Annotated in this window: 23 protein-coding genes; 16 read left to right on the top strand and 7 right to left on the bottom strand. The window is 68.5% G+C overall.

The genetic code is table 11. The features are described 5' to 3' along the window. Position 1: 1 nt before the first annotated feature. Positions 2 to 1,540: an AbgT family transporter gene (locus H4F99_RS03040; protein ID WP_182668258.1), complete on the top strand. Its 1,539-nt coding sequence runs from the start codon at positions 2 to 4 to the stop codon at positions 1,538 to 1,540. Positions 1,541 to 1,543: 3 nt separating this feature from the next. Next, positions 1,544 to 2,047 carry a transcription elongation factor GreB gene (gene greB / locus H4F99_RS03035; RefSeq protein WP_182668257.1) on the top strand — a complete coding sequence of 168 codons (504 nt, stop codon included), beginning with the start codon at positions 1,544 to 1,546 and terminating at the stop codon, positions 2,045 to 2,047. 322 nt (positions 2,048 to 2,369) lie between these two features. Here the strand turns inward: greB and rimO are convergent, their stop codons facing one another. After that, positions 2,370 to 3,701 carry a 30S ribosomal protein S12 methylthiotransferase RimO gene (gene rimO / locus H4F99_RS03030; RefSeq protein ID WP_182668256.1) on the bottom strand — a complete coding sequence of 444 codons (1,332 nt, stop codon included), beginning with the start codon at positions 3,699 to 3,701 and terminating at the stop codon, positions 2,370 to 2,372. Positions 3,702 to 4,053: 352 nt separating this feature from the next. Between rimO and H4F99_RS03025 the strand changes: the two genes are divergently transcribed. The 9 genes from H4F99_RS03025 to H4F99_RS02985 are packed head-to-tail and all read left to right on the top strand — an operon-like array spanning position 4,054 to position 9,712. After that, positions 4,054 to 4,206: a hypothetical protein gene (locus H4F99_RS03025; RefSeq protein WP_182668255.1), complete on the top strand. Its 153-nt coding sequence runs from the start codon at positions 4,054 to 4,056 to the stop codon at positions 4,204 to 4,206. After that, positions 4,203 to 4,625 carry an HIT domain-containing protein gene (locus tag H4F99_RS03020; RefSeq protein ID WP_182668254.1) on the top strand — a complete coding sequence of 141 codons (423 nt, stop codon included), beginning with the start codon at positions 4,203 to 4,205 and terminating at the stop codon, positions 4,623 to 4,625. The genes H4F99_RS03025 and H4F99_RS03020 overlap by 4 nt, the downstream gene beginning before the upstream one ends. Further along, complete coding sequence (gene pxpB / locus H4F99_RS03015; protein ID WP_182668253.1) at positions 4,618 to 5,322, top strand: 5-oxoprolinase subunit PxpB; 705 nt, start codon at positions 4,618 to 4,620, stop codon at positions 5,320 to 5,322. Before H4F99_RS03020 ends, pxpB begins: the two co-directional genes overlap by 8 nt. After that, positions 5,319 to 6,290, top strand: coding sequence for a 5-oxoprolinase subunit C family protein (locus H4F99_RS03010; RefSeq protein ID WP_182668252.1), 972 nt, complete (start codon positions 5,319 to 5,321; stop codon positions 6,288 to 6,290). Before pxpB ends, H4F99_RS03010 begins: the two co-directional genes overlap by 4 nt. Before the next feature lie 29 nt (positions 6,291 to 6,319). Next, positions 6,320 to 7,072, top strand: a complete 753-nt coding sequence (locus H4F99_RS03005) for a 5-oxoprolinase subunit PxpA (protein WP_182668251.1) — start codon at positions 6,320 to 6,322, stop codon at positions 7,070 to 7,072. Continuing rightward, positions 7,069 to 7,773, top strand: coding sequence for a 5-oxoproline transporter, DUF969 family subunit (locus H4F99_RS03000; protein ID WP_182668250.1), 705 nt, complete (start codon positions 7,069 to 7,071; stop codon positions 7,771 to 7,773). The genes H4F99_RS03005 and H4F99_RS03000 overlap by 4 nt, the downstream gene beginning before the upstream one ends. Then, positions 7,760 to 8,728, top strand: a complete 969-nt coding sequence (locus tag H4F99_RS02995; RefSeq protein WP_182668249.1) for a DUF979 domain-containing protein — start codon at positions 7,760 to 7,762, stop codon at positions 8,726 to 8,728. Before H4F99_RS03000 ends, H4F99_RS02995 begins: the two co-directional genes overlap by 14 nt. A gap of 17 nt (positions 8,729 to 8,745) precedes the next feature. Beyond that, positions 8,746 to 9,405 (top strand): pyroglutamyl-peptidase I, encoded by a 660-nt coding sequence (gene pcp, locus H4F99_RS02990; RefSeq protein ID WP_182668248.1) that lies wholly within the window; start codon positions 8,746 to 8,748, stop codon positions 9,403 to 9,405. A 13-nt stretch (positions 9,406 to 9,418) separates the two neighbouring features. Then, positions 9,419 to 9,712 carry a hypothetical protein gene (locus H4F99_RS02985; RefSeq protein WP_182668247.1) on the top strand — a complete coding sequence of 98 codons (294 nt, stop codon included), beginning with the start codon at positions 9,419 to 9,421 and terminating at the stop codon, positions 9,710 to 9,712. A gap of 57 nt (positions 9,713 to 9,769) precedes the next feature. Here H4F99_RS02985 and dcd read toward each other — a convergent pair whose 3' ends face one another. Both dcd and apbC read right to left on the bottom strand, forming a co-directional pair. Further along, a complete protein-coding gene (gene dcd / locus H4F99_RS02980) occupies positions 9,770 to 10,336 on the bottom strand; it encodes a dCTP deaminase (protein WP_182668246.1) in 567 nt (188 codons plus the stop codon). An 84-nt stretch (positions 10,337 to 10,420) separates the two neighbouring features. Then, positions 10,421 to 11,320, bottom strand: coding sequence for an iron-sulfur cluster carrier protein ApbC (gene apbC, locus H4F99_RS02975; RefSeq protein WP_182668245.1), 900 nt, complete (start codon positions 11,318 to 11,320; stop codon positions 10,421 to 10,423). Positions 11,321 to 11,614: 294 nt separating this feature from the next. On the opposite strand from apbC, the gene H4F99_RS02970 reads away from it, so the two are divergent. From H4F99_RS02970 to rnfB, 5 genes are all read left to right on the top strand, one after another. After that, a complete protein-coding gene (locus H4F99_RS02970) occupies positions 11,615 to 13,648 on the top strand; it encodes an alpha/beta hydrolase family protein (protein ID WP_182668244.1) in 2,034 nt (677 codons plus the stop codon). A 255-nt stretch (positions 13,649 to 13,903) separates the two neighbouring features. Beyond that, on the top strand, positions 13,904 to 16,807 hold the full coding sequence (locus H4F99_RS02965; RefSeq protein WP_246371213.1) for a TonB-dependent receptor domain-containing protein: 2,904 nt from the start codon (positions 13,904 to 13,906) through the stop codon (positions 16,805 to 16,807). A gap of 146 nt (positions 16,808 to 16,953) precedes the next feature. Further along, the gene (locus H4F99_RS02960; RefSeq protein ID WP_182668242.1) at positions 16,954 to 17,397 is read left to right on the top strand and encodes a DUF2147 domain-containing protein; all 444 of its coding nucleotides are present in this window, start codon (positions 16,954 to 16,956) and stop codon (positions 17,395 to 17,397) included. Between the two features lie 128 nt (positions 17,398 to 17,525). Next, positions 17,526 to 19,571, top strand: coding sequence for a methionine--tRNA ligase (gene metG / locus H4F99_RS02955; RefSeq protein WP_182668241.1), 2,046 nt, complete (start codon positions 17,526 to 17,528; stop codon positions 19,569 to 19,571). A gap of 37 nt (positions 19,572 to 19,608) precedes the next feature. After that, complete coding sequence (gene rnfB, locus H4F99_RS02950; protein WP_182668240.1) at positions 19,609 to 20,022, top strand: Rnf electron transport complex subunit RnfB; 414 nt, start codon at positions 19,609 to 19,611, stop codon at positions 20,020 to 20,022. 54 nt (positions 20,023 to 20,076) lie between these two features. Here rnfB and H4F99_RS02945 read toward each other — a convergent pair whose 3' ends face one another. The 4 genes from H4F99_RS02945 to H4F99_RS02930 all read right to left on the bottom strand — a co-directional run bounded on the left by H4F99_RS02945 (position 20,077) and on the right by H4F99_RS02930 (position 25,355). Next, entirely contained in the window at positions 20,077 to 21,012 is a 936-nt protein-coding gene (locus H4F99_RS02945) for a TraB/GumN family protein (protein ID WP_182668239.1), read from the bottom strand. Between the two features lie 18 nt (positions 21,013 to 21,030). After that, positions 21,031 to 21,969, bottom strand: a complete 939-nt coding sequence (locus tag H4F99_RS02940) for a DUF1684 domain-containing protein (protein WP_246371212.1) — start codon at positions 21,967 to 21,969, stop codon at positions 21,031 to 21,033. Positions 21,970 to 21,985: 16 nt separating this feature from the next. Further along, positions 21,986 to 23,812, bottom strand: coding sequence for a DNA mismatch repair endonuclease MutL (gene mutL, locus H4F99_RS02935; protein ID WP_182668237.1), 1,827 nt, complete (start codon positions 23,810 to 23,812; stop codon positions 21,986 to 21,988). A 94-nt stretch (positions 23,813 to 23,906) separates the two neighbouring features. Beyond that, positions 23,907 to 25,355, bottom strand: a complete 1,449-nt coding sequence (locus tag H4F99_RS02930; RefSeq protein WP_246371211.1) for an N-acetylmuramoyl-L-alanine amidase — start codon at positions 25,353 to 25,355, stop codon at positions 23,907 to 23,909. Between the last annotated feature and the right edge of the window lie 35 nt (positions 25,356 to 25,390).

Below are 25,390 nucleotides of genomic sequence, written 5' to 3'. Positions count from 1 at the left end.
CATGAACCAGCCCCCCGCCATTCGACGCTCCGCTATCGACCGTTTCCTCAACGTCATCGAGAAGGGGGGCAATGCGCTGCCTCATCCGGTCACCCTGTTCGCCCTGATGGCGGTGGCGGTGGTAGTGCTCTCCTGGGTCTGCTCGCAGCTCGACCTGTCGGTCGCGCACCCGGTGACCGGCGAGGCGATCCGGCCCGTCAACCTGCTGAGCGTCGATGGCCTGCACCGCATCCTCGACGGCCTGATCACCAACTTCACCGGGTTCGCGCCACTGGGCACGGTGCTGGTGGCGCTGATCGGCATCGGCGTGGCGGAGCACAGCGGCCTGATCGGCGCCGCGCTGCGCCTGCTGGTGCTTTCGGCACCCCGGCGCCTGTTGACCTTCGTGGTCGTGTTCGCCGGCATCATGTCCAACATGGCCTCGGAGATCGGCTACGTGCTGCTGGTCCCCCTGGCCGGCCTGATCTTCATCGCCGCCGGACGCCACCCGATCCTCGGCATGGCCGCCGCCTTCGCCGGCGTGTCGGGCGGTTACTCGGCCAACCTGCTGCTGGGCACCATCGATCCCCTCCTGGCCGGCCTCTCGCAGGAGGCCGCGCGCATCATCGACCCCGCGTACGAGGTGAACGCCGCCGCCAACTGGTACTTCATGATCGCCTCCACGCCGGTGATTGCGCTGCTGGGCACGGTGGTGACGGAAAAGGTGGTCGCGAAGCGGTTCCCGGACGCGCCACAGGTGCAGGGCGAAACGCAGGAAATCGAAGCCATGCGGCCCGAGGAGAAGCGTGGCCTGTGGTTCGCCCTGCTGGCATCGCTGGCCCTGACCCTGCTGGTGCTGTGGGGCACGGTGCCCGCCGATGGCTTCCTGCGCGCACCGGACGGCGACCTGCTGCGCTCGCCGTTCCTGCGCGGGATCGTCGCGATCATCTTCGCCTACGGCGTCGTGGCCGGCATCGCGTACGGGATCGGCGCGGGCACGATCCGCAACGACGCCGACGTCATCCAGGGCATGAGCAAGTCCATGGAGACCCTGGGCACCTACCTTGTGCTGATCTTCTTCGCGGCGCAGTTCGTGGCCTTCTTCAACTGGACCCAGCTCGGCCTGATCTTCGCCATCGAAGGCGCGGGGTTCCTGAAGGCCATCGACCTGCCGGCCGCCCCGCTGTTCATCGCGTTCATCGTGCTCACGGCCACCGCCAACCTGTTCATGGGGTCGGCGTCGGCCAAGTGGGCGCTGATGGCGCCGGTGTTCATCCCGATGTTCATGCTCCTGGGCTACTCGCCGGAAATGACCCAGATCGCCTATCGCATCGGCGATTCGGTCACCAACATCATCTCGCCGATGATGAGTTACTTCGCACTGATCATCGCGTTCCTGCAGCGTTACGAGCCCAAGGCTGGCATCGGCACGGTGGTCGCCACCATGTTGCCCTACTCGATCGCATTCCTGATCGGCTGGACGGTGCTGTTCACGATCTGGATCATGGCGGGCTGGCCGATCGGGCCGGAAGCGCCCCTCGAGTACCTGCCGGCAGGTTGACGGATGGGGCGCTGGAGACCGCCGCCCGAGCGCAGCACGGCGCTGATCACCCGCCACGGCCATGACCGGCTGAAAGCCGAGCTGGACGAGCTGTGGCGGGTGCGACGCCCCGAAGTGGTGGCCGCGCTCGCCGCGGCCGCCGCGGAGGGCGACCGCTCCGAGAACGCCGAATACACCTATCGCAAGAAGCAACTGGGCGACATCGACCGGCGGGTACGCTACCTGAGCAAGCGGGTGCCGGCGCTGAAGGTGGTGGACGCCGCGCCCGGCGACCCCGGGGCGGTGTTCTTCGGCGCCTGGGTGGAAGTGGAGCGGATCGAGGACGGCGAGTGTCGCCGCTACCGCATCGTCGGGCCGGACGAGACCGACGCGTCGCGGGGCTGGATCAGCATCGATTCGCCGCTGGCCCGGGCCATGCTCAAGCGGCGGCTGGACGACGAGTTCGAGGCACTGCTGCCAAGCGGGCCGGCCCGCTTCGTGATCGTCGACGTGGACTACCCGGGCTGACCACCGGGAGACAGCCGCGCCAACGTGCGCTGGGCGACCCGGCAAAGAAAAAGGCGGGGAAAACCCCGCCTTTTGAGCGCGCCAGAAGCAGCATTCCCACCAACGAGGGGCCATGCAGGCGCCTGCGGGCTCTTCGGGATACCCGCGGCGTGGAGCCACTCCGCGCGCCGTGGAGCCATGATACGCCCCCAGACGCCCGATTTCTCCCGAAATGCGCTCCCGATGACACCGGTTGTTCAGGTTGAGGCTTCGGACCGCGTCAGCGGAATGCGGGACGCCTCGAACCCGCCTTCAACCAGACCCGCAACCTCCCGGCGACGCCTCAATCGCCGAAGGCGACCTCGCCGTACAGGTCGTGCTCGTCGCTGCCCATGATCTCGACATCCACGAACTCACCGGGCTTGAGGCCGGCCTCGAAGCCGTTCTGGATCTGCACGAGGCCGTCGATCTCCGGCGCATCCGCCATCGAACGGGCGATCGCCAGGTCGCCGTCAATCGCATCGACGAGGCAACGCTGCGTCGTACCCACCTTGGCCTCGAGCTTCGCCGTGGAAATGTCGGCCTGCAGCTCCATGAAGCGGGCCAGGCGCTCCTGCTTCACCTCTTCCGGCACCGCGTCGGGCAGGTCGTTGGCCGCAGCGCCCTCGACCGGCGAATACGCGAAGGCGCCGACGCGGTCGAGCTGGGCCTCTTCCAGGAAATCCAGCAGCGCCTCGAACTCCGCGTCCGTCTCGCCGGGGAAACCCACAATGAACGTGCTGCGGATGGTGATGTCCGGGCAGATGTCGCGCCAGCGCTGGATGCGCTCGAGCGTCTTGTCGACGGCACCAGGGCGCTTCATCAGCTTGAGGATGCGCGGGCTGGCGTGCTGGAACGGGATGTCCAGGTAGGGCAACAGCTTGCCCTCGGCCATCAGCGGAATGACATCGTCGACATGCGGATACGGATACACGTAATGCAGGCGCGTCCACAAGCCCAGCTCCGACAGGCCCTCGCACAAGGCCTTCATGCGCGTCTGGTACGCCTTGCCGCGCCATTCGCGCTCGGCGTACCTGAGATCCACGCCGTAGGCGGAGGTGTCCTGCGAGATCACCAGCAGTTCCTTGACGCCGCCCATCGCCAGCTTCTCGGCCTCGCGCAGCACCTGGTCGACCGGCCGGCTCGCGAGGTCGCCACGCATCGACGGGATGATGCAGAAGCTGCACCGGTGGTTGCAGCCCTCGGAAATCTTCAGGTACGCGTAGTGCTTCGGCGTCAGCTTCAGGCCGTGGTCGGGCACCAGGTCGACGAAGGGGTCGTGCCTCGGCGGCAACGCGGTGTGCACCGCGCGCATCACGCTGGCGTAGTCCTGCGGGCCGCTGATCGACAGTACGCCCGGGTGCGCCTCGCGGATCACCTCTTCACGCTTGCCCAGGCAGCCGGTGACGATCACCTTGCCGTTCTCGGCCATCGCCTCACCGATCGCGTCGAGCGACTCGGCCACGGCGGAATCGATGAAGCCGCAGGTGTTGACCACGACCACGTCGGCATCGTCGTAGCTCGGCACGAGGTCGTACCCCTCGACCTTCAACTGGGTCAGGATGCGTTCTGAATCAACGAGCGCCTTGGGACAACCGAGGCTGACGAAACCGACTTTGGGATTGGCGATGGACATACGGACCACGAATCAGGAATTGGGACGTTACGGCCAACGCGTGGCCGGAAGGCCTGGACCATCCACAAGGACGCGGACGGACGTGGCGTTGGAGAACCGTACGCGGGGCGCCGCGGAAGGGCCTGGCCTTTCAGGACACGCCGTGAACCCATCCATGGGGGCTCGGACGCGGCATCCATGCCGCGTACGGTCCTGAAAGGCCAGGCCCTCCCACGTCGATGGAGTAGGCGGGCAGGCGAATGCGTCGTCTGGCTCGGATGACGAAGCAGGGCGCGAATTATAGCGCCGGCGCTAGAATCGACCCCGAACACGCCGCGTCCAGCCCTACCCCCACCTGAACGGAGGCATGCCGATGGCCCACCCCGACACGGCCCGCCACGCCCAAGGACACCCGCACGACGCCCGCCATGGCTTCAAACGCGATCGCCACGGCGATCCCGCGACCCGGGCCGCTGAGGGCGCCTGGCCACGCGCGCGGGCGTTCCTGGAGGAGACCCTGCGATGAAGATTCCGGCCCACGAATGGCACCTGCACCCGCAACTGGCCGAGGACACGCACCCGGTCGCGCAGCTGCCCCTCAGCGAGCTCCGCCTCATGGATGACGCCCACCATCCGTGGTTGATCCTCGTGCCGCGGGTCCCCGACGCGCGCGAGCTTACGGACCTGCGCGCCTCGGAACGCGCCGCGCTGACACGGGAGATCGACGCCGCCAGCCGCGTGCTGCTGGCGCAATTCAAGCCCGACAAGCTCAACGTGGCGGCGCTCGGCAACATGGTCGAACAACTGCACGTGCACGTGATCGCACGCTTCCGCAACGATATCGCCTGGCCCAGGCCGGTCTGGGGCACGGCCACCGCGGCCCCCTACTCACCTGAGGCCCTGGTGGTACGCATCACCGCGTTGCGTGGTGCACTGGATGGGTGAGCGTCCCGGACGCCCCCGCGTCAGCTGGCTGTCCGACGACGCGCTTTGCGTGACGCTCGGCGATGGCATCGACGATGCCACGATCGCCCGGGTACACGCCCTGGCGACGCAACTCGCCGCCACGCGGCCGGCCGGGGTGCTGGACCTGGTGCCCGCGTATGCAAGCGTTGGCGTGTTCTTCGATGCCGACGGCATCGGGCCCGACCGGGTATGCGCCTGGCTCCGGTCCGAACTGGAGCGCGACGCACCCGTGTCCGCCCCCGCCGATGCGCGCGTGGTCGACGTGCCAGTCTGCTACGGCGGCACGCTTGGCCCCGATCTCGACGACGCCTCCCGGGCGCTCGGAATGTCGCCGGGCACCCTGATTGAACGGCACGCCGCCGGCGATTACGCGGTGGCGATGATCGGTTTCGCGCCGGGTTTCCCGTACCTGTCCGGCCTCGACCCTGCGCTGGCGCTCCCCCGCCTTGCGACCCCGCGCACCTGCATCCCCGCGGGATCGGTGGCAATCGGGGGCGCACAGACCGGCATCTACCCCCGCGACAGCCCGGGGGGCTGGCAGATCCTCGGGCGCACGCCCCTGCGCCTGTTCGACCCGTCGCGACCGCAACCGGCCCTGCTCCAGCCCGGTGACCGGGTACGCTTCAGGCCGGTCGATGAGGACACGTTCCGGGCCATCGCCGGAGCCGAGCGATGAGGCAGGCGACCCTCGAAGTCATCGTGCCCGGTCCGCTGACCACCGTGCAGGACCGCGGCCGCACCGGCTTCCGCCATGTCGGCGTGGCCCGCGCCGGCGCATTGGACCCTGATGCGGCCGCGCTTGCGAACCGGCTGGTCGGAAACGCCGATGACGCCGCGGTGCTGGAAATGACGCTGGCCGGCGTCACGCTGGCCTTCGATGTTCCCCTCAGGGTCGCCTTGTGCGGCGCGCTCGCCGACATGGCCCATATCGCCCGCGACGGCACCTGCACGAGTCTCGGCCATGGCCGCCCGCTCCGCCTGCCGCCCGGGCGGCTGCGCGTCGGCCGCCTGCGCCTGGGCGTGCGCGCGTGGCTGGCGATCGCGGGGACCGTTTCGCTGCCCCAAGTGATGGGCAGCCGCAGCACCGATCTTCGCGGCGGCTTCGGAGGCCTGGGAGGGCGTGCACTCGCCCGCGGCGACCGCGTCTCGATGCGGGTCCCGGCACTGGACGTCGATACGCCGTCAGGTCCGTCCTGGTGGGTGGAGTTCGACGACCCCATCGACCACGGCGTCGACCTGCACTACGTCCCTTCCGCGCATCCCGCCGCGGCCGGACTCGCAGCCGGCGCGTGGACCGTCGACCCTCGCAGCAACCGCCAGGGCCTGCGCCTGCAGGGGCCGGCGCTGGAATCGCCGCGCATGGACATCGTCTCCGGGCCGGTCGCACCCGGCACCCTGCAACTGCCGCCGGACGGGCATCCCATCGTGCTGCTGGCCGATGCCCAGACCACCGGGGGTTATCCACGCCTCGGGCATGTGTGTGCCGCCGACCTCCCGCGCTTGGCGCAGGTCGCGCCTGGGCAGCGCATTCGCTGGACGCCGGTCGACCTCGAGGGATCGCGCGTGCTCCGGCGGCAGCGGCAGGCGCGCTGGAAGCGGCTCGCGCACCTGCTCGATACCCGGCTCGATCCATGGATGGGCTAACCTGTCGGATCAAGGGAAGGCCCGACGACATGCGGCATATCGACTTCAATTGCGACCTGGGCGAGGGCTGCGGCGACGACGCCGCGATCATCCCGCTGCTCAGCTCCGCCAGCATCGCCTGCGGCGGCCACGCCGGGGACGACGCCACCATGCGAGCCACGCTGCGCCTGTGCCGGGACCATGGCGTGGCCGCGGGTGCGCACCCGGGCTTCGTCGACCGGGAGCACTTCGGCCGTCGCGAACTCGACGCCGGCCCCGGCCAGGTGATGCTCCTGGTCACCGCGCAGCTGCGCCGCCTCACGCGCATCGCGGACGAGGAAGGCATGCGGTTGGCGCACGTCAAGCCGCACGGCGCGCTCTACAACATGGCCGCCCGCGACCGCGCCATCGCGGATGCGATCGTCGAAGCGGTCGCCGGATTCGATCCCGACCTGATTATCTACGGCCTGTCGGGATCGGCGCTGACCGATGCGGCGGGCGCGAATGGCCTGCGCGTCGCCCACGAGGTGTTTGCCGAACGGGGCTATGGGCCCGATGGCCGGCTGCTGCCGCGAACCGCCCCGGGCGCGGTGCTGGACAGCATCGAGGCCGCCGTGGCCCAGGCCTGCGCGCTGGCACGCAACGGGACGCTTACCTTGCCCGACGGAGAAGTCCTGGAGTTGCAGGCCGACACGCTCTGCCTGCATGGGGACCGGGCGGACGCCGCCGGCTTCGCCCGTGCGTTGCGCGCGGCACTGGAGGCCGAGGGTCTGGACATCCGGTCCCCCGGGGCGCCCGCGTGAACTACTGGCCCCTGCTGGGCGTGCTGGTGGTGGTGCTCGGCTTCGTCCTTCGTTTCAATCCGGTGGTGGTGGTGGTCTCGGCCGGACTGGTCAGCGGTTTGCTCGCCGGCATGTCCCTGCCGGACCTGCTGTCGCTGCTCGGCACCAGCTTCGTCTCGAACCGTGCCCTGCTGCTGTTCGTGTTCACCCTGCCGACGATCGGCCTGCTGGAACGCGCCGGGCTGCGCGAGCATGCGATCCAGTGGATCTCCACCTGGACCCGTCTGACGCTGACCCGGTTGCTGGTGGCCTATCTCGGCGTCCGCCAGGTGCTGAGCATGCTCGGGCTCATCGACGTCGCGGGCCACGCGCAGACCGTCCGGCCGCTGCTCGCCCCGATGTCGACGTCCGCGGCGACGAAGGATCACGGCAGGCCGCTGGACAGCCAGGAACTGCAGCGGGTGCATGCGCTCGGCGCGGCGACGGACAATGTCGGCCGGTTCTTCGGCGAGGACGTGTTCCTCGCGTTCGGCGCGGTGCTGCTGATCCAGGGCTTCTATGCCGAACACGGGATCAGCCTCGAGCCGCTGCAGATCGCCCTGTGGGCCCTGCCCACCGCCATCGCCGCCTTCGTCATCCACGCCGTGCGCATCCAGGTATTCGAGCGCGGATTGCGGCGCCGGCTCGCCGCCTCCGCGGAGGCGGACGATGCTGGGTCTTGAGCTCTTCTACTGGATCCTCGGCGGCATCCTGCTGTACGCCGGCCTGCGAAACGCGCGCGAGCGACGCTATGCGCATGCCGCGTTCTGGTCGCTGGTCGCCGCGCTGTTCGCCGGCGGGCGGTACGTTCTCGAGGCCAATGCCGCAGGCGATCCCCTGCCCTCCCGGGTCGCGGGCGCCACCGTCCTCGCACTGGCCGTGTTGGCGCCGCGCATGCGCCGCGAACACCTCGAAGAGGCGCCCGAGGCCCAGCGACGCGCTTCCGCCGCGCGCCTGGGTCACCGGTTGTTCGGGCCGGCCCTGCTGATCCCGGTGGTCACCGTCCTGGTGGTGCTGTTCGGCGAGCGCGTGGGCTGGGGCGGATATCGGCTGTTCGGCGCGGGCAGCATCACCCTGATCGGCCTGGCCCTGGCCAGCATCCTGGCGGCCCTCGCCGCGATCCGGGTGACCGGGGAGACGCCTCGCATGGCACTCGTCGAAGGCCGCCGCCTCCTCGACACGATGGGCTGGGCCGCGTTGCTGCCACTCGTGCTCGCGACGCTGGGCGGCGTGTTCGGTGCCAGCGGCGTCGGCGAGGCCGTCGCCCATCTGGTGTCCGGCGTGATCCCCACCGACAGCCGGTTCGCCTGCATCGTGGCGTACGGGCTGGGCATGGCGCTCTTCACCATCATCATGGGCAACGCCTTCGCGGCGTTCCCGGTCATGACCGCGGGCATCGGCCTGCCCCTGCTGATCCTCCAGCATGACGCCAATCCGGCGATCCTCGGTGCGCTCGGCATGCTGACCGGATACTGCGGCACCCTGCTGACGCCCATGGCGGCGAACTTCAACCTGGTCCCGGCGGCGCTGCTGGAGCTCGACGATCCCAACGGCGTGATCCGCGCACAGGTGCCCACCGCGCTGCCGCTGCTGCTGGTCAACCTGCTGCTGATGTACTGGCTGGCATTCACGTTCTGAGCCGGAGAATCGCGTCCATGCCCCCCGTCCGCGTCGCCACCGTCCTGCTGACCGGCTTCGAACCGTTCGGCGGCGAGGCCGGCAATCCCAGTTGGGACGCCGTACGCGCGCTCGACGGTGCACGCATCGCCGGGCATCGCGTCGTGGCGCGGTGCCTGCCGGTCGAGTTCGGCACCTCGCTCAAGGTCCTGCGCGCTGCGCTACGCGAACTGAAGCCGGCCCTGGTGATCTGCGTGGGCCAGGCCGGAGGCCGCGCGCAGCTGTCACTCGAACGGATCGGCATCAACGTGGACGATGCACGCATTGCCGACAACGCCGGCGCCCGGCCGATCGACACCGCCGTCGTCGAAGGCGGCCCCGACGCCTACTTCAGCACGCTGCCGATCAAGGCCATGCGCCAGGCCCTGAATGCGGCGGGGATTCCAGCCGAGATCTCGCAGACCGCGGGGACCTACGTCTGCAACCACGTGCTGTATGGCCTGATGCATGCGTTGCGTCGCCAAACGCGCGTACGCGGCGGCTTCGTCCACGTACCGTACTCGCCGGCCCAGGCCAGCGGCCATCCGGGAGCCCCCAGCCTGCCCGTTGAGACCCTCGTGGCCGGGCTTCGCATCGCCGTGCGCTGCGCCCTGACCACGCCGCACGACATCCGCGTCGCCGCCGGCGCCACCCACTGACCCTGGAGCCCCCATGCACCGCCCACTCCTGACCGCCTGCCTCCTGATCGCCTGCACGCTGCCGGCCACCCATGCCGCCACGCAAGGCCACTACGACCGCAAGGCAGAGGAAGCCCGCCAACTGCAGCAGCGCAACGTCACGATCTTCATCGACGTCGACTTCGGCGCCCGGAAGACCGGTGCGGCCGACGAGCTCAACCAGTCCCACCAGGCCTTCAATCGCCAGGGCTTCCGCGTGGTCGACGTGGTCGGCTACACGGAAAACGGCGACCTGCAGGGGTTCTTCGTCACCTACGCACGGGACTGATCCCGGAGACCCGGGCCAGGGGGTACGGCCGGGCAATCGATACCCCTATCGCACCGCTCAGGTCCGCGGCAACGTCACTCCGGTCTGCCCCTGGTACTTGCCGCCCCGGTCCTTGTACGAGGTTTCGCAGACTTCGTCCGACTGGAAGAACAGCATCTGCGCGACGCCTTCGTTGGCGTAGATGCGCGCAGGAAGCGGCGTGGTGTTGCTGAACTCCAGCGTCACGTGGCCTTCCCACTCGGGCTCGAGCGGGGTGACGTTGACGATGATGCCGCAGCGCGCGTAGGTGCTCTTGCCGAGGCAGACCACCAGCGTGTCGCGCGGGATGCGGAAGTACTCCACCGTGCGCGCCAGGGCGAAGGAGTTCGGCGGGATGATGCAGACGTCCGACTCGACGTCGACGAAGCTGCCCGGGTCGAAATGCTTCGGATCGACGATCGTCGAGTTGATGTTGGTGAACACCTTGAACTCGCGCGAGCAGCGCACGTCGTAGCCGTAGCTGGAGGTGCCGTAGCTGACGATGCGTTCGCCCGCGACATGCTTGACCTGGCCGGGCTCGAAGGGCTCGATCATGCCCTGCTCCCCGGCCATGCGGCGGATCCAGCGGTCAGACTTGATGCTCATGCCTTGCGGTCCATCTGTGAGGTTCACCCGGTGATGCGGAAACCGCGATTCTAGCCTCCGCGCGCACCGGGGCGCACGACGGGCTCAATCCTGGACGAGCGAGGCGGAGATCGAAGCCGCGGCGCGAGGCCGCCGTGCAAGGGCCGCCGCCACCGCCCGGGCCGCCTCCCGATAGGCCATGGCCACGGCCGAGTCAGGCGCCGCGGCCACCACCGGCACGCCCGCATCGCCCTGCGTCCGGATGGCGACGTCGAGCGGCAGGCTGCCCAGCAGTGGCACACCGTACTGGTCCGCCATCGCGCACGCGCCCCCGCTGCCGAAGACGTGCTCGGCATGGCCGCAGTGGGAGCAGACGTGCACGGCCATGTTCTCGAGCAGGCCCAACACCGGCACCTCCACCTTTTCGAACATCTTCAATGCCTTGCGGGCATCGAGCGTTGCCACTTCCTGGGGCGTGGTCACGATCAGCGCCCCGGCGACCGGAATCTTCTGGGACAGGGTCAACTGGATGTCCCCGGTCCCCGGTGGAAGGTCGACCACGAGGTAGTCCAGTTCCCGGTCACCGCCCCACCGCGTCTGCTCCAGCAACTGGGTCAGCGCAGAGGTCGCCATCGGGCCGCGCCAGATCATCGGGGTGTCCTGGTCGACCAGCAGGCCGATCGACATGGCTTCCACCCCATGGGCACGCATCGGCTCGATGGTCTTGCCATCGGGGCTGTCCGGACGCCCCGAGAGGCCCAGCATGGCCGGGATGCTGGGGCCATAGATGTCGGCGTCGAGCACACCCACCGCCGCGCCATCGGCCGCGAGCGCCAACGCCAGGTTGACCGCCGTCGTGGATTTGCCGACACCTCCCTTGCCGGACCCGACCGCGAGGATGTTGCGGATCCCGGGGCGCGGCGTGAGGTTGGGCTGGACGGCGTGGGCGGGAATGGGCATTGCGATCCTTGAGTGCAGTCGCCGCGCGTCGCGGCAAGCGCTCATTCTACGCGCGCAGCACTCCATACCCCACCGAAGGTCCACACGTCATGTGGACGCCAGCCTGTCCCGTGGGATAGGGTCGGTTTCAGGGGGAACCGTTCAGCCGTGATGCAGGTAGGCCACTCCGATGCGGGCATGGCCGCGCCGGACAGGCAGACAGGCATCCAGGGGGCTCATCCACACGCATTGACCGCCCACCGCGGTCGATGACCCGGGCTGCATGCCGGGACGTGGGCCCATGCGCATTCCTTCCTACATGCAGGAAAGCAGACCCATCCCAGAACGAGCCAAGGATTCATGAAGATCAACACACACAGCCTGCGAATCGCAGCCGCGTGCCTGTCGCTGGCAGCCGGTTGCGCATTCGCCCGCGAGCCCATCCCGGCGGATTCGTTCGCCCGGGTACCGGCAATCCAGTCGGTAACCATGAGCACCGACGGCAAGAACCTCGTCGCCCTGATCGCCTCGCCGGACACCGACTACCGGGAAACCGCGATCGCATCGTGGAACCTCGACGCGCCGGATCGTGGCCCCGTCATCACGCCCTCCGGCGACCGGATGAAATTCGTTTACGCCGGCGCCATGAAGGCGGACCGGGTCCTGGCCGTGGCCCGCCAGGAGTGGACCGGCGCGCTGGGCGGTTGCGGCGAGGGTCGCACGACCGGCTCGACCCGCACGTTCGTCACCAAGACCTACCTCACCGACACCGGCCTGGAAGAGTTCGACGAAGCCTTCGCCGACAAGCGCGGCGGTGCCGGCGTAGGCGTGAGCGACGCGATGCAGCGCTGCTTCGAGCTGACCGGGTCGGCGAGCCTCGTGAACACGCTGCCGCTGGATCCCGAGAACGTCATCATCTCCCAGACGAACATGCTGACGCTGGGGTCCAACTTCCTGCTCTACAACCTGCGCACCGAGCAGACCAAACTGCTCTTCAAGGGCGGTCGCAGCGAACAACCGGGCCTGTTCGACCCGCGTACCGGCGACCTGCTGACGCAAACGAAGCTGGAAGCGATCTCCGGCACCGAGTACGAGCAGCAGATCCTGATCAAGAATCCGGAGAGCGGCGAATTCGAAACCCACGACAACCTGACCACGAAGCTCAGCGAGCGGCATTCGCTGGACATCGTGGGACGGGACGAGCAGAGCGGGAAGTTCTATGTGCTGACCGACCTGTTCTCCGACCAGGTGCAGGCATGGATGTACGACCCGAAGGCGCGGAAGTTCGATGCCGAGGCGCTCGTCGCCCATCCGCAGTTCTCCATCGGCAGCATCATCCTGGGTTCGCAGCCGAGCAACTTCAACAAGGTGCTGGGCTTCACCGTCAGCGGTCCGCAAACCGAGGTGGTCTATACCGACCCCACGATGAAGTCGATCCACGACGGCCTGAAGGCGGCATTCCCGGGGCAGAGCGTTTCCCTCCAGGGTTACAACGACGACCTGTCGCGGGTGCTCTTCGCCACCTCCAGCGCGCAGAACCCGCCGTCCTACCACCTGCTGCTTGATCGCAAGCAGGTCAAGCTGCTCGGCAACTCGCGTCCGTGGATGGACACCGCCTCGATCGGCACCCAGGAGTGGGTCACCTACCCGGCCCGCGACGGCATGCAGATCCCGGCGATCCTCGACCTGCCGGCCGGGTGGTCGCGCGGCGACGGTCCCCTGCCGACGATCATCCATCCGCATGGCGGCCCCTGGGCACGCGACGGCGCCGGCTGGGACGGCTCCGGGTGGGTTCCGTTCCTGACGTCGCGCGGCTACGCCGTGCTGCGTCCGCAGTACCGTGGCTCCGCCGGCCTGGGCCGCGACCTGTGGCTGGCGGGTGACGGCCAGTGGGGCCAGACCATGCAGGACGACAAGGACGATGCCGCCGCCTGGCTGGTCCAGCAGGGCATTGCCGCCCAGGACCGCATCGCGATCTTCGGCTATTCCTACGGTGGCTTCGCCGCCGCGGCCGCGGTCGTCCGCCCGAACAGCCCGTACCAGTGCGCAATCTCCGGTGCGCCGGTGACGGACCTGGGGCGGATTGGGATGTCGTGGTCGGACAACCGCCTCCAGCGCATCCTGCAGGGCAACACGGTCAAGGGCATGGACCCGATGCGCAACACCGACAAGGCCAACATCCCGGTCCTGCTGTACGTGGGCGATCGCGACGTGCGTACGCCGAAGTTCCATGCCGAGGACTTCTATGCCGCGGTGAAGGGCCGGGTGGACGCCAGGCTGGAGATCATCCCGGACATGCCGCACAGCATGCCCTGGTACTACCGACACCAGGTCCAGACCCTCGATCTGATCGAGGACTACCTGGCCAACGATTGCGGCCCGGGCGGTCTCTGACCCGTCCGGACGCCGTGCGGCGGGCCCCCGGGCCCGCCGTTCATTCCCGCGGGCGGGATGCCTCGCGGACCATGAACAGGCCCCTTTACGAGAACCCGGTTACGGGATCAAGACATCCCGGGCCAGGCATTTGATTTTCGTTAATGGACCTGCTTACACTCCCTTAACACAGGCAAACCGTCGTCTGTGTTTTCGGGGATCCACCACATTAGGGGAAGCACCACCATGCAAGTTGCTGGTAAGAAGCGCCTGACCATGAACAGGCTCCCGCTCTTTGTCGCCATGCTCGGCTGCCTGTACGGCGCGCCGGCCCTGGCGCAGGACGCGAATGAAACCGAGACCGAGGCCCAGGCCGAGGAAGCGCCGGCCCAGCCGGCCAATGCCCAGCCGACCGAGCTCGAGAAGATCACGGTCACCGGCTCGCTGCTGCGCCGCGTGGAGTACGACTCCATCTCGCCGGTCCAGGTCATCACCGCCGACACCGCCGTGGAAATCGGCCAGATCGATGCCGGTGAGTTCCTGCAGCAGTCCAGCGTGGCTGCCGGCTCCACCCAGATCAACAACCAGTTCGGCGGCTTCGTGATCGAAGGCGGCCTCGGCGTGCAGACCGTCGGCCTGCGCGGCCTCGGCGCCAACCGCACCCTGGTCCTGCTGGACGGCAAGCGTCCCGGCCCGTCCGGCACCCGCGGCCAGGTCCAGGCCTTCGACCTCAGCGTCCTGCCGACGAGCGTGATCCAGCGCGTCGAGATCCTGAAGGACGGCGCCTCGTCGATCTACGGCTCCGACGCCGTGGCCGGCGTGGCCAACTACATCACCCGTCGCAACATCGACCGTCCGGAAGTCACCATCAACGGCCGCATGCCGTTCGACGGCGGCGGCGAGACGTTCTCCATCTCCGGCGCGACCGGCTGGAACTTCGACAACAGCAGCATCGTGGTCGGCGCCGAGTGGCAGAAGTACGAGCCGCTGAAGGTCGGTGACCGCGACTTCTTCAGCTGCCCCGAAGACCTGTTCTGGGACGAGAACGGCAACCGCCTGGACCGCGAAGACCGCTCCATCCTGGCGGGCACCGACCTGGCCGGCTGCAACAACCTCTACGCCAACACCGTCATCGACGCCATCACCGGCACGCGCTACATCCCGTCGCCGGACGGCAGCACGGTTGGCCTGATCCCGGGTTACCGCCCGCGTTACAGCGGCCGCTACGACACCGACGGCGCCGCCTGGTACGAAGACGTCCTGAACTACGACTTCTACAAGAACCAGTACATCCTCAACGAGTCCGAGCGCTTCAAGTTCTACGGCGGCGCCAACATCTCGTTCGACAGCTTCAACTGGGACAGCCAGATCATGGCCTCGCGTCGCGAGACCAGCAGCGAGCGTTTCCGCCAGTTCTTCCCGCTGGTGGGCGGCGCAACCGCCGTGATCCCGGTCTACAGCTATGCCAACGACCCGACCTATGCCGCACCGGTCCCGTCGGGCATCGCCCAGCCGATCATGCCCTTCCGCTCGAACAACAGCGAAGAGGTCGACTACTTCTACGTCAACACCGGCCTGAACGGCATCTTCGGGTTCACGGACACCTGGTCCTGGCAGACCAACCTGTCCTACACCCGCTCCGACGGTGAGTACACCGGCCTGGGCATCGTGGCCTCGCGCTCGGGCGACGTGCAGTACGACGACGACGCACCGGTCATCGACTATTTCGACCCGGCCGTGCTGAACGGCGACCGCATGGACGAGCTGGAAGCCCAGATCGGTGAGTACAACACCGGTAGCACCGTCTATGACCAGGTGCTGTTCACCGGCATCCTGACCGGCGACCTGTTCGAGCTGCCGGCCGGCCCGGTCGCCAGCGCGATCGGTGTCGAGTACCGCGACTTCAGCATCGACGACCAGCCCAGCGAGCTGTCGCAGAACGGCGACCTCTGGGGCCAGTCCTCGGCGCAGGTCACCAAGGGCGACGACCAGGTGACCGAACTGTTCATGGAAGTCGAGGCCCCGCTGCTCGCCGGCATCCCGGGCATCGAGTCGCTGACCGTCAACGCCTCGGCCCGCTGGTTCGACTATGACTCCGTCGACGGTTCCGACTACGTCTGGAAGACCGGCCTGAGCTGGCAGGTCACCCCGTCGTTCCGCATGCGTGCGACCACCGGCACCTCCTACCGTGCCCCGGGCCTGTACGAGCTGTACCTCGGCAACCAGACCGCGTTCCTGAGCCAGCTGGCCATCGACCCCTGCGTCGACTGGCAGAACAGCACCAACACCAACCTCCAGGCCAACTGTGCGGCCGCGGGCATCCCGGGCAACTACGCCGGCGGTGGTTCCTCGGCGACGATCGTGTCGGGCGGTGGTGCGGGCGTGCTCAACCCGGAGACCTCGCAGGCCGATACGATCGGTATCGTGTTCACCCCGGAATTCGCCGACTTCAGCGTGGCCCTGGACTACTTCTCGATCGAAGTGAACGACCAGATCGGCCAGCTGGGCGCCGGTGCGATCCTGGGCGGCTGCTACGGCTCGCCGAACTACCCGAACGCGTTCTGCAACCTGTTCGACCGCAACTCGCCGACCGACCCGACCGCGCCCAACGCGATCACCGAGGTCCGCGATTCGTACATCAACATCAACAAGCAGCGCACCCGGGGTTACGACCTGCTGGTCCGTTACGAGAAGGACTTCGCGGCCGGCAGCCTGGACGTCCAGGGTGAAGCCACCTACGTCTTCGAGGACTTCCAGCAGCTGTTCGACTCCAGCCAGGCCAGCGGCTTCGATACCGACGACTTCAACGGCGACATCAGCCGTCCGAAGGTGTTGGCGAACGTGATCACCTCGTTCGAGCGCAACGACTGGACCTACACCTGGGGCATGAACTACGTGCACGGCACCAGCGCGCTGGAGCTCTCGCCGAACACGACGTACTTCGGTTACCCGACCGCCACGCGTGACGTGGTGGCCGAGCGCGCCGTGTACCACTCGCTGTCGGTTCGCTACGACCAGCCTGACTGGTCGGTCCTGGTGGGCGTCCGCAACATCCTCGACCAGGATCCGCCGCAGGTCTCCAGCGGTGCTGCCACGCGCTATGGCAACGTCCCGGCATTCGCCACCCAGTACGACTGGTACGGTCGTACCGGCTTCGTCCAGTTCAACTACAAGTTCTGATAGAACCGGACATCGCAATGCGTACGGAAAGGGGCGGCAGCGATGCCGCCCCTTTTTTTGCGCCATGCCCCTCGTCCATACGCCAACGAATGCGTTATAAAGGCCTGACGCCGCGCCAGACGGCCTTACCTGCCAACGGAGGGAACATGCGCCACCGATTGCTCGCCCTGCTCGCCCTGCCACTGCTCGCGGTATCGAGCGCCGCCATGGCCCAGTCGCCGATCGGCGAGTGGACCACCATCGACGACGAGACCGGACAGCCCAAGTCGGTGGTCGAGATCTACCAGGCCGCCGACGGCTCCCTGGCCGGCAAGGTCAACGACATCCTGCAATCCGACCGCGGGCCGGACCCGATCTGCGAGGAGTGTCCCGGCGAACGCAAGGGCAAGCCGGTCAAGGGCATGGTCATCCTGTGGGGTCTTAAGCAGGACGGTGATGCGTGGGAGGACGGCAAGATCCTCGACCCCGCCAGCGGCAAGCTGTATTCGGCGAAGCTGCGGCTCGCCGATGGGGGCGACAAGCTCGAAGTGCGCGGGTTCCTGGGCTTCTCCCTGCTCGGCCGGACCCAGGTCTGGATGCGCCGCGAATGAGCTGCGCGCGGCCCGCGTCACGATGAACATGGAGGCCCGGGCAACCGGGCCTTTGCTTGGGTCCCACGCTGCCGCCCCGCTCCGGGCGGCCATGCGATAATCGGCGCCCTTCCACACGCCCGGTTGCCATGTCCCGCGAGTTCGTCGTCACCTGTGCCCTGCCCTACGCCAATGGCCACCTGCACCTGGGCCATCTGGTCGGCTACATCCAGGGCGACATCTGGTCGCGCGCCCAGCGGCTGTCGGGGCATGCGGCGCACTTCGTCTGTGCCGACGACACGCATGGCACCCCCATCATGCTGGCTGCCGAGAAGGCCGGGATGACGCCCGAAGCCTACATCGCCGGCATCCAGTCCAGCCATGAGCGCGATTTCGCCGCGTTCAACGTGGATTTCGACCACTACGACTCGACGAACTCGGCGCGCAACCGCACGCTGGTCCACGCCATCTACCGCAAGCTCGATGCGGCCGGCCACATCGGCCGGCGTTCGGTCGCCCAACTGTACGACCCCGACAAGGGGATGTTCCTGCCCGACCGCTACGTCAAGGGCATCTGCCCGAACTGCGGCACGGCCGACCAGTACGGCGACAACTGCGAGCACTGCGGGGCGACGTACGCGCCCACCGACCTGAAAGAGCCGCGCTCGGTCCTGAGCGGCGCGACCCCTGAGCTGCGCGAGTCCGAGCACTTCTTCTTCGAGGTCGGCGGCTTCGAGGCGTTCCTGCGCGATTGGCTCGCCGGCGACGTGGCCCTGCCGGGCGTGAAGTCCAAGCTGATGGAATGGCTGGATGCCGAAGGGGGCCTGCGTGCGTGGGACATCTCCCGCGATGCGCCCTACTTCGGTTTCGAGATCCCCGACCAGCCCGGCAAGTACCTGTATGTCTGGCTGGATGCACCGATCGGCTACCTGTCCAGCTTCCAGGCCCTGTGCGAGCAACGCGGCCTGGACTTCGACCGCTACCTGGCACCGGGTAGCGACGTCGAGCTGCACCACTTCATCGGCAAGGACATCGTGAACTTCCACGGCCTGTTCTGGCCGGCGGTGCTGCACGGCGCGGGCATGCGCGCGCCGACCCGCCTGCACGTGAACGGCTACCTGACCGTCGACGGCGCCAAGATGTCGAAGTCGCGCGGGACCTTCGTGATGGCGCGGACCTACCTCGACGCCGGGCTCGACCCCGAGGCGCTGCGCTACTACTACGCCGCCAAGACCTCGGGCGGCGTGGACGACATCGATCTCAACCTCTCCGACTTCGTCGCGCGCGTGAACGCGGACCTGGTCGGCAAGTTCGCCAACCTCGCCAGCCGCTGCGCGGGTTTCATCGGCAAGCGCTTCGATGGCCTGCTCGCCACCGCCCTGCCCGACCCGGCGATGTACGCGCGCTTCGTCTCGCAGCTCGCGCCGATCGCCGCGGCATACGCGCGCAACGAAGCGGCGACCGCCCTGCGCCTGACCATGGCACTGGCGGACGAGGCCAACAAGTACGTCGACGACCACAAGCCGTGGGTGATCGCAAAGCAGGAAGGCGCCGACGCCGAGTTGCATGCCGTCTGTACCCAGGCACTGAACCTGTTCAGGGTGCTCAGCGCGGCACTGAAGCCGGTGCTGCCGCGCGTCACGGCCGAGGCCGAGGCCTTCCTCGCTTCGCCGGTATCGCACTGGGACGACGTCGCGACGCCCCTGCTCGACCATCGCCTGGCACCCTACACGCCACTGTTCACCCGTATCGACCCGAAACTGATCGACGCCATGACCGACGCCAGCAAGGAATCCCTGAAGCCCGCGGCCCCGACCGCGGCCCCCGCCGCCTCGCTTCCCCCTTCGCAGGCGACGGCGCCCGCGACGATCGGGATCGACGATTTCGCCCGCCTCGATCTCCGTATCGGCAAGGTCCTCGCCTGTGAGTTCGTCGAAGGCTCCGACAAGCTGCTGCGGTTCGAACTCGACGCGGGCGAACTGGGCACCCGGCAGATCTTCTCCGGGATCCGCGCTTCGTATCCGCAGCCGGACGCCCTGGTCGGGCGCAGCGTGGTGTTCATCGCCAACCTCGCCCCGCGCAAGATGCGCTTCGGCCTGAGCGAAGGCATGATCCTCTCGGCCGGCTTCGATGCCGGCCAGCTGGCCCTGCTGAGCGCCGACGACGCCGCCGCCCCGGGCATGCCGGTCAGGTGACGTGAAGCCCTGGCCGGGCACGACCCGGCCTGCGCCGATGCAGACGCCCCTCGTCGAACGCCTCGACCGACTGCTGCCGCAGACCCAGTGCCGGCAATGCGGGTTCGACGGATGCCGGCCCTACGCGGAAGCCATGGCGCGTGGCGAAGCCGCCGTGGACCGTTGTCCACCCGGCGGCGATGCAGGCGCGCGTGCTCTGGCCCATTGCCTGGGCGTCCCGGCGGTGCCGTACGACCGCGAACGCGGCCTCCACCATCCCACGCCTCCGCTCGCCCGGGTCGTCGAGGCGGACTGCATCGGCTGCACCAAGTGCATCCAGGCCTGCCCGGTGGATGCGATCATCGGCGCCAGCAAGCTGATGCACGTCGTCATCGAGCCCCTGTGCACCGGCTGCGAGCTCTGCGTACCGGCATGTCCGGTCGACTGCATCGTCATGGTGCCGCCGGGCTGAGCCCCCATGCAGGGCGGCCCCGCCCCTGGACGCGCCCCGCCGACTCCCTTGCGACTAGGGCGCCTCGCAGGCGGAACAGACACGTACGACGTCCAGGCCTTCCGCGCGCAGCTTTTCGACGACACCGTCCTCGCCGAGCAGGTGCATGGCGCCCACCACCACCAGGACATCGTCCTCACCCGGCGCGTCGAGCATCGCGCGGAGCTGCGGCACCCAGGCGTCGTTGCGGGCCACGTTCACCAGGCGATAGGACTCCGGGGTCTTCGCACGCATCTCATCGACCGCGAGTGCATGCATCGCATCGACATCGCCCGCCCGCCACGCGTCGTGCATGCGGAGCAGGTCCGTCTTCAGGCCCTTTGGATCGTCGATGAGCTCGACCAGGGCACTGACTTGCTCGTCCATCGGCATGTTGTCGAGCGACGCCAGTTGTTCGTCGATCGTCTCCAGTCCCGACGCCGGCTTGCCGGCCTCGGCCGAACGCCTGATCAGGTACTGGTCCAGGCCCTCCTCTCCGCTGAAGCCCAGCCGCTGGGACATGCCGATCACGATGCTCAGGTTGACGAACCAGGGCTCGAACGCCTCGAGCATGGCGGCGCTCTGGCCGGTGGGCTCGAGCAGCGCGTCCAGGCCTGCGAGCTGCTTGGCATCCAGCACCTCGCTGAGGGTGCGTCCGTCCTCGAAACCCGATGCGGTCAGCATCTTCATCCCCGTGGAGGGGTCGGTGAGTTCGGCCGGCGCGACCTCGAACACCAGGCGCTCGGCATCGCTGAAGGCGGCTTCGACGTCAGCGGAGACCGGGTAGTCGGTGGACTTGAGGAGGTGGAACGAACCCAGCAGGTACAGCGAATTGTCCGCATCCGACACCTGCCACAGCAGGGGCACCGGTGGCGTCGTCCCTCCGGCGTCCGGCGCCGGGACCGGCTGGGCAGCGAGGGGCAGCGCGATCAGCGCCGCGGTGGCGAGTGCAAGGGCTTGCAGGCGACGCATGGGCATCCTTCCGGAAAGTCAGCGGGAAACGTTGGGATCGTACTTCTTCTCGCCCGCCGTGACCGCGAGTTCAAGCCGGTTCTCGAGCGGGGGCAACGGACAGGTCGCGAAGGGCGTGAACACGCAGGGCGGATTGTAGGCGCGGTTGAAGTCCACCACGACGCGACCCTCGGGCGTGGGCGCGTCGGCATAGACGAAGCGTCCCGCGCCATAGCTTTCATGGCCGCTGGTCAGGTCGGCGAAGACCAGGAACAGGCGCCCGTCGCCTTCGTCCAGCGCTTCCAGCCGAAAGGGTTGTCCGTCCTTCTCGAACTCGACGACGCCCGGGTTCGGTGTCTCGTCCAACGTGCCGATGATGTTGCCGATCGGCAGGGTGGTGCCGGGAGGGTGCGCAACGAAGCGCCCTTCGATGCGCCAGCCGGGATCGGCAGGCCAGTAGTCCAGTCCCTTGAAGCGCGTGCGTGTCGCGGCGTCGGCATGCTTGACCCGCAACGCATGGCGATCCCCGCGCTTGAGCACGGTGATGAGGCCCTTGCCTTCGTCGAAACCGATGACGCTCGGCCCGGCCGCCTCGTCGTCGGCACGCAGCGTCACGCTTCCTGCCAGCGGCTCGCCGTCCAGGGTCAGCGCCTGGCCGGCCTCGGGAACGAAACGCAGGGTGCCTGCGCGCAGCTCGATCATGCCGAGGTGCGCGGGGCCGGCCCCCAGCACGATGCCGTTGTCCGCGTCGCTGCCCAGGTAGTGGGGGCCCGGATCGAGCCAGTGCAGGCCGATCAGGCTGGTCCAGCCATCGGGCAGGGTCAGGGTTTCGACGCGCTGGCGGCGCCAGCGCTGTTGTTCGGCCTCGAAGGCCGCGTGCTCCGCACTCATCGCCTGTGTCCTCGTATCGTCCGGCGGCGCGTCGCCACCGCAGCCGGCGGCCGCCATCCCCATGGCCAGCACGCCACTCAACATCATGCCCCGTGTCATCCGCTCAACGCCCCCTCAAGAACCAACGGTCGATCTCGGGCAGGCTGAAGCGTGCCCAGGTCGGTCGCCCATGATTGCACTGGCCGGAGCGCTCGGTCGCCTCCATTTCGCGCAACAGGGCATTCATCTCCGGCAGGGTCAGCCGCCGGTTCGCGCGTACCGCGCCATGGCAGGCCATCGTCGCCAGCAGTTCGTCGCGCGCCGCGGCCACGCGTCGTGACTCGCCGTGTTCGCGCAGGTCGGCGAGCACGTCGCGCAGCAACGCCTCGACGTCGCCGTGGGCCAGCAATGCCGGCACGCTGCGCAGGGCGAGCGATTGCGGTCCGCTGCGGGTGACCTCGAAGCCGAGTTCGGCCAGGGTGGCGGCCTCGCGTTCGGCAACGTCCGCCTCGCGCTCGGATACCGCCAGGCTGGACGGCACCAGCAGCGGCTGGGTCCGCAGGCCCTCGCCATCGTGGGCGCACTTGAGCTTCTCGTACCCGATGCGCTCGTGCGCGGCGTGCATGTCCACGACCACCAGCCCTTCTGCGGTCTGCGCGAGGATGTAGATGCCGTGCAGCTGGGCCAGTGCGTAGCCCAGCGGCGGCAGGGTGGCGTCTCCACTGTCCGGCAAGGCCTGTGGCGGCCCCGCAACCGTGCTCGCGTCGTGCGTGGCCTGCGCAGGCAGCCCTCCGTAAAGGGCCGCATAACCGGCCCGCGTTTCGGCGACCTGGAGGCCCAGCGGGGCCTGCGGCATGTAGCCCGACGCAGACGTCATTCCACCGATGCCGGGCGAAGCCGGGCTCGGCGCCGGACCGTTGTCGGCCGGCATGACCCCGGCGCCGGAAGGCGTGCCGGCCCGGGTGCCGGCCAGTGCTTCGTGCAGTGTCCGGTATACGAAGTCGTGGATCAGGCGCACATCGCGGAAACGCACTTCGTGTTTCGCCGGGTGTACGTTTACGTCGACCCGCCGCGGGTCGAGCTCGAGGAAAAGCACGTACGCCGGATGCCGGCCATGGAACAGCACGTCGGCATATGCCTGCCGGACGGCATGGGCCACGCTGCGGTCGCGCACCGCCCTGCCGTTCACGAACAGGTACTGCTGGTCGGTGCTGGCGCGGTTGTAGGCCGGCTGCGCGATCCAACCGTGCAGGCGCAGGCCGGCCGCTGCGTGGTCCACCCGCAGCGCGGCGTCGCGGAACGCCTCCCCCAGCGCCTCGTGCAGGCGCATGCCTGACAGCAGGTCACTTTCGCCCTTCCAGCGCCTGGACACCTTGCCGTTGTGGCTCACGCGCAGTTCGACGTCCGGCCGCGCCAGCGCGAGTTGCCGCAACCAGTCCTCGATGTGGCCCAGCTCGGTGCGTTCGGCGCGCAGGAACTTGCGTCGCGCCGGCACGTTGAAGAAAAGGTCGCGTACCTCCACCGTGGTGCCTTCCGGATGCGCAGTCGGCACCACGTCGCCCACGCGCCCTCCGTCGATCTCGAGGACGTGGCCATGGTCGTCGTCCGTCCGCCGGCTGCTGATCGAGAACCGGCTGACGGAGGCGATCGAGGGCAATGCCTCGCCCCGGAACCCCAGCGTCGCGACACCTTCGAGATCGTCCAGGGACGCGATCTTGCTGGTGGCATGCCGCGACACCGCGAGCGGCAGTTCGTCGCCCGGCATGCCGCCCCCGTTGTCACGGATACGTATCAGCCGGACACCGCCCTCCTCCAGGTCGATGTCGATGCGGGTGCCGCCGGCGTCCAATGCATTCTCGACCAGTTCCTTGACCACGGACGCCGGTCGTTCGACCACTTCTCCGGCGGCGATCTGGTTGACGAGGGTGTCGGGAAGCGGGCGGATCGTCACGGCATACCATCGGGCGATGAAGGGAAACGGCACCTTGCGGTGCCGTCCGGTGTCGCATTCGATGATAGCGGAGCGGGGTGCGCGCGTGTGCGTCTCAGGGGCTGCCGCCACCCGCCGCGGCCATCTCCGCGCTGGCACGGGCCGCGTACATCGTTCCCGGCGGCGGCTGGCGCTCGAAGTAAGTGTTCACGCCGTCCAGCACCGCGGCGGCGACCTTGCGCTGATGGGCCGGATCGGCCAGCAGCCGCTCTTCGTCGTGGTTGGAGATGAAGCCGGTCTCCACCAGCATCGCCGGCATGTCCGAGGTCCGCAGCACGGCGAAGTTGGCCTTCTCCACGCGGCGCGTATGGCCGACCCTGCCAAGGCTGGTGAGCACATGGCCGGCCGCGTCCTCGGAAGCGCGCATCTGGCCGCTCTGGGTCAGGTCGATCAGCACCGAGGCCAGCGTGTCGTTGGTGGACTCGATGCGCACGCCACCGATGAGGTCGGCCGCATTCTCCTTGTCCGCCAGCCAGCGGGCGCGCTGGGAGGTAGCGCCCCGCAGGGACAGGACGTAGACCGAGGCACCGTGCGCGCTTCGGTTCTCGGCGGCATCGGCATGGATCGAAACGAAGATGTCGGCCTTGGCCTGGCGCGCAAGCACGGCCCTGCGATTGAGCGGAATGAACACGTCCGAATCGCGCGTCAGGTAGGCGCGCAGACCCGGCGTGGCGTTGACCTGCCGCGCGAGCTCACGCGCGACGGCGAGCGTCACGTCCTTCTCGCGCTTGCCATTCGGACCGATGGCGCCGGGGTCCTGCCCCCCATGGCCGGCGTCGATGGCGACCACGAGCGGACGGATGGCACGCTCCGCGACCAGTCGCTGGACCTGCGCCGGCGCTGGCGCCGCCGCCGGTGGCGTGCCCTGCACCGTGGGAGCCGCACTCGGGACGGTCGTGGTTACCGTGGCCGTGGCACCGGACGCGGCCTGGGATTCGGTGGCGCGTGCCGCAAGTTCGGTGATCAAGCGGGTCGTCGCGGCAGCAGAGGCTGCGCGGTCGACCTCGGTAACGGCGGTTGTCGGAGCCTGCTCCGGATCGACGGCAACGACGGCCGGGACCTGGGCCGCTCCCGTTGCAGGGGTGGGCGCACTGGCGACGCGTCCTTGGGCAGCCGGGACCTGGGCAGCCGGCTGTCCGTCGCCGGGCCATTCCAGCACCAGGCTGGGGCCCCCCATTCCGGGTTGCATATGGGGGCGCAGCGCGGCCACCGGCTGGGCCAGGTCGAACACGATGCGGGTCGTGCCCGGCTCCGGCTGGCCGGCGCGTACGGCCTTCACGATGCCTGCCGGACCCGGCAACTGGATGCCCTTGGCAAGCTGCGCGCCGGGAAAGTCGACCACCAGGCGGTCCGGCCCGCTCAGGCTGAGCGTTCGAACCTCGGACTCGATGTCCAGGCGGATTTCGGCCCGGGTGCCGGTGGCGCCGCTGGTCAGCCGCAACTCATTGATTTGAGAGGCATGAGCGAGATTCCACGCCAGTGCGCCCAGCAGCGCTGCTGCCATCAGGACCTTCTGGACGGTGGCTCCCCTCGCTCGCA

Source organism: Marilutibacter penaei, assembly GCF_014145395.1.
In the GTDB taxonomy this organism is placed as follows: Bacteria; Pseudomonadota; Gammaproteobacteria; order Xanthomonadales; family Xanthomonadaceae; genus Marilutibacter; species Marilutibacter penaei.
This window is presented reverse-complemented; position numbering and strand designations above follow the sequence as displayed.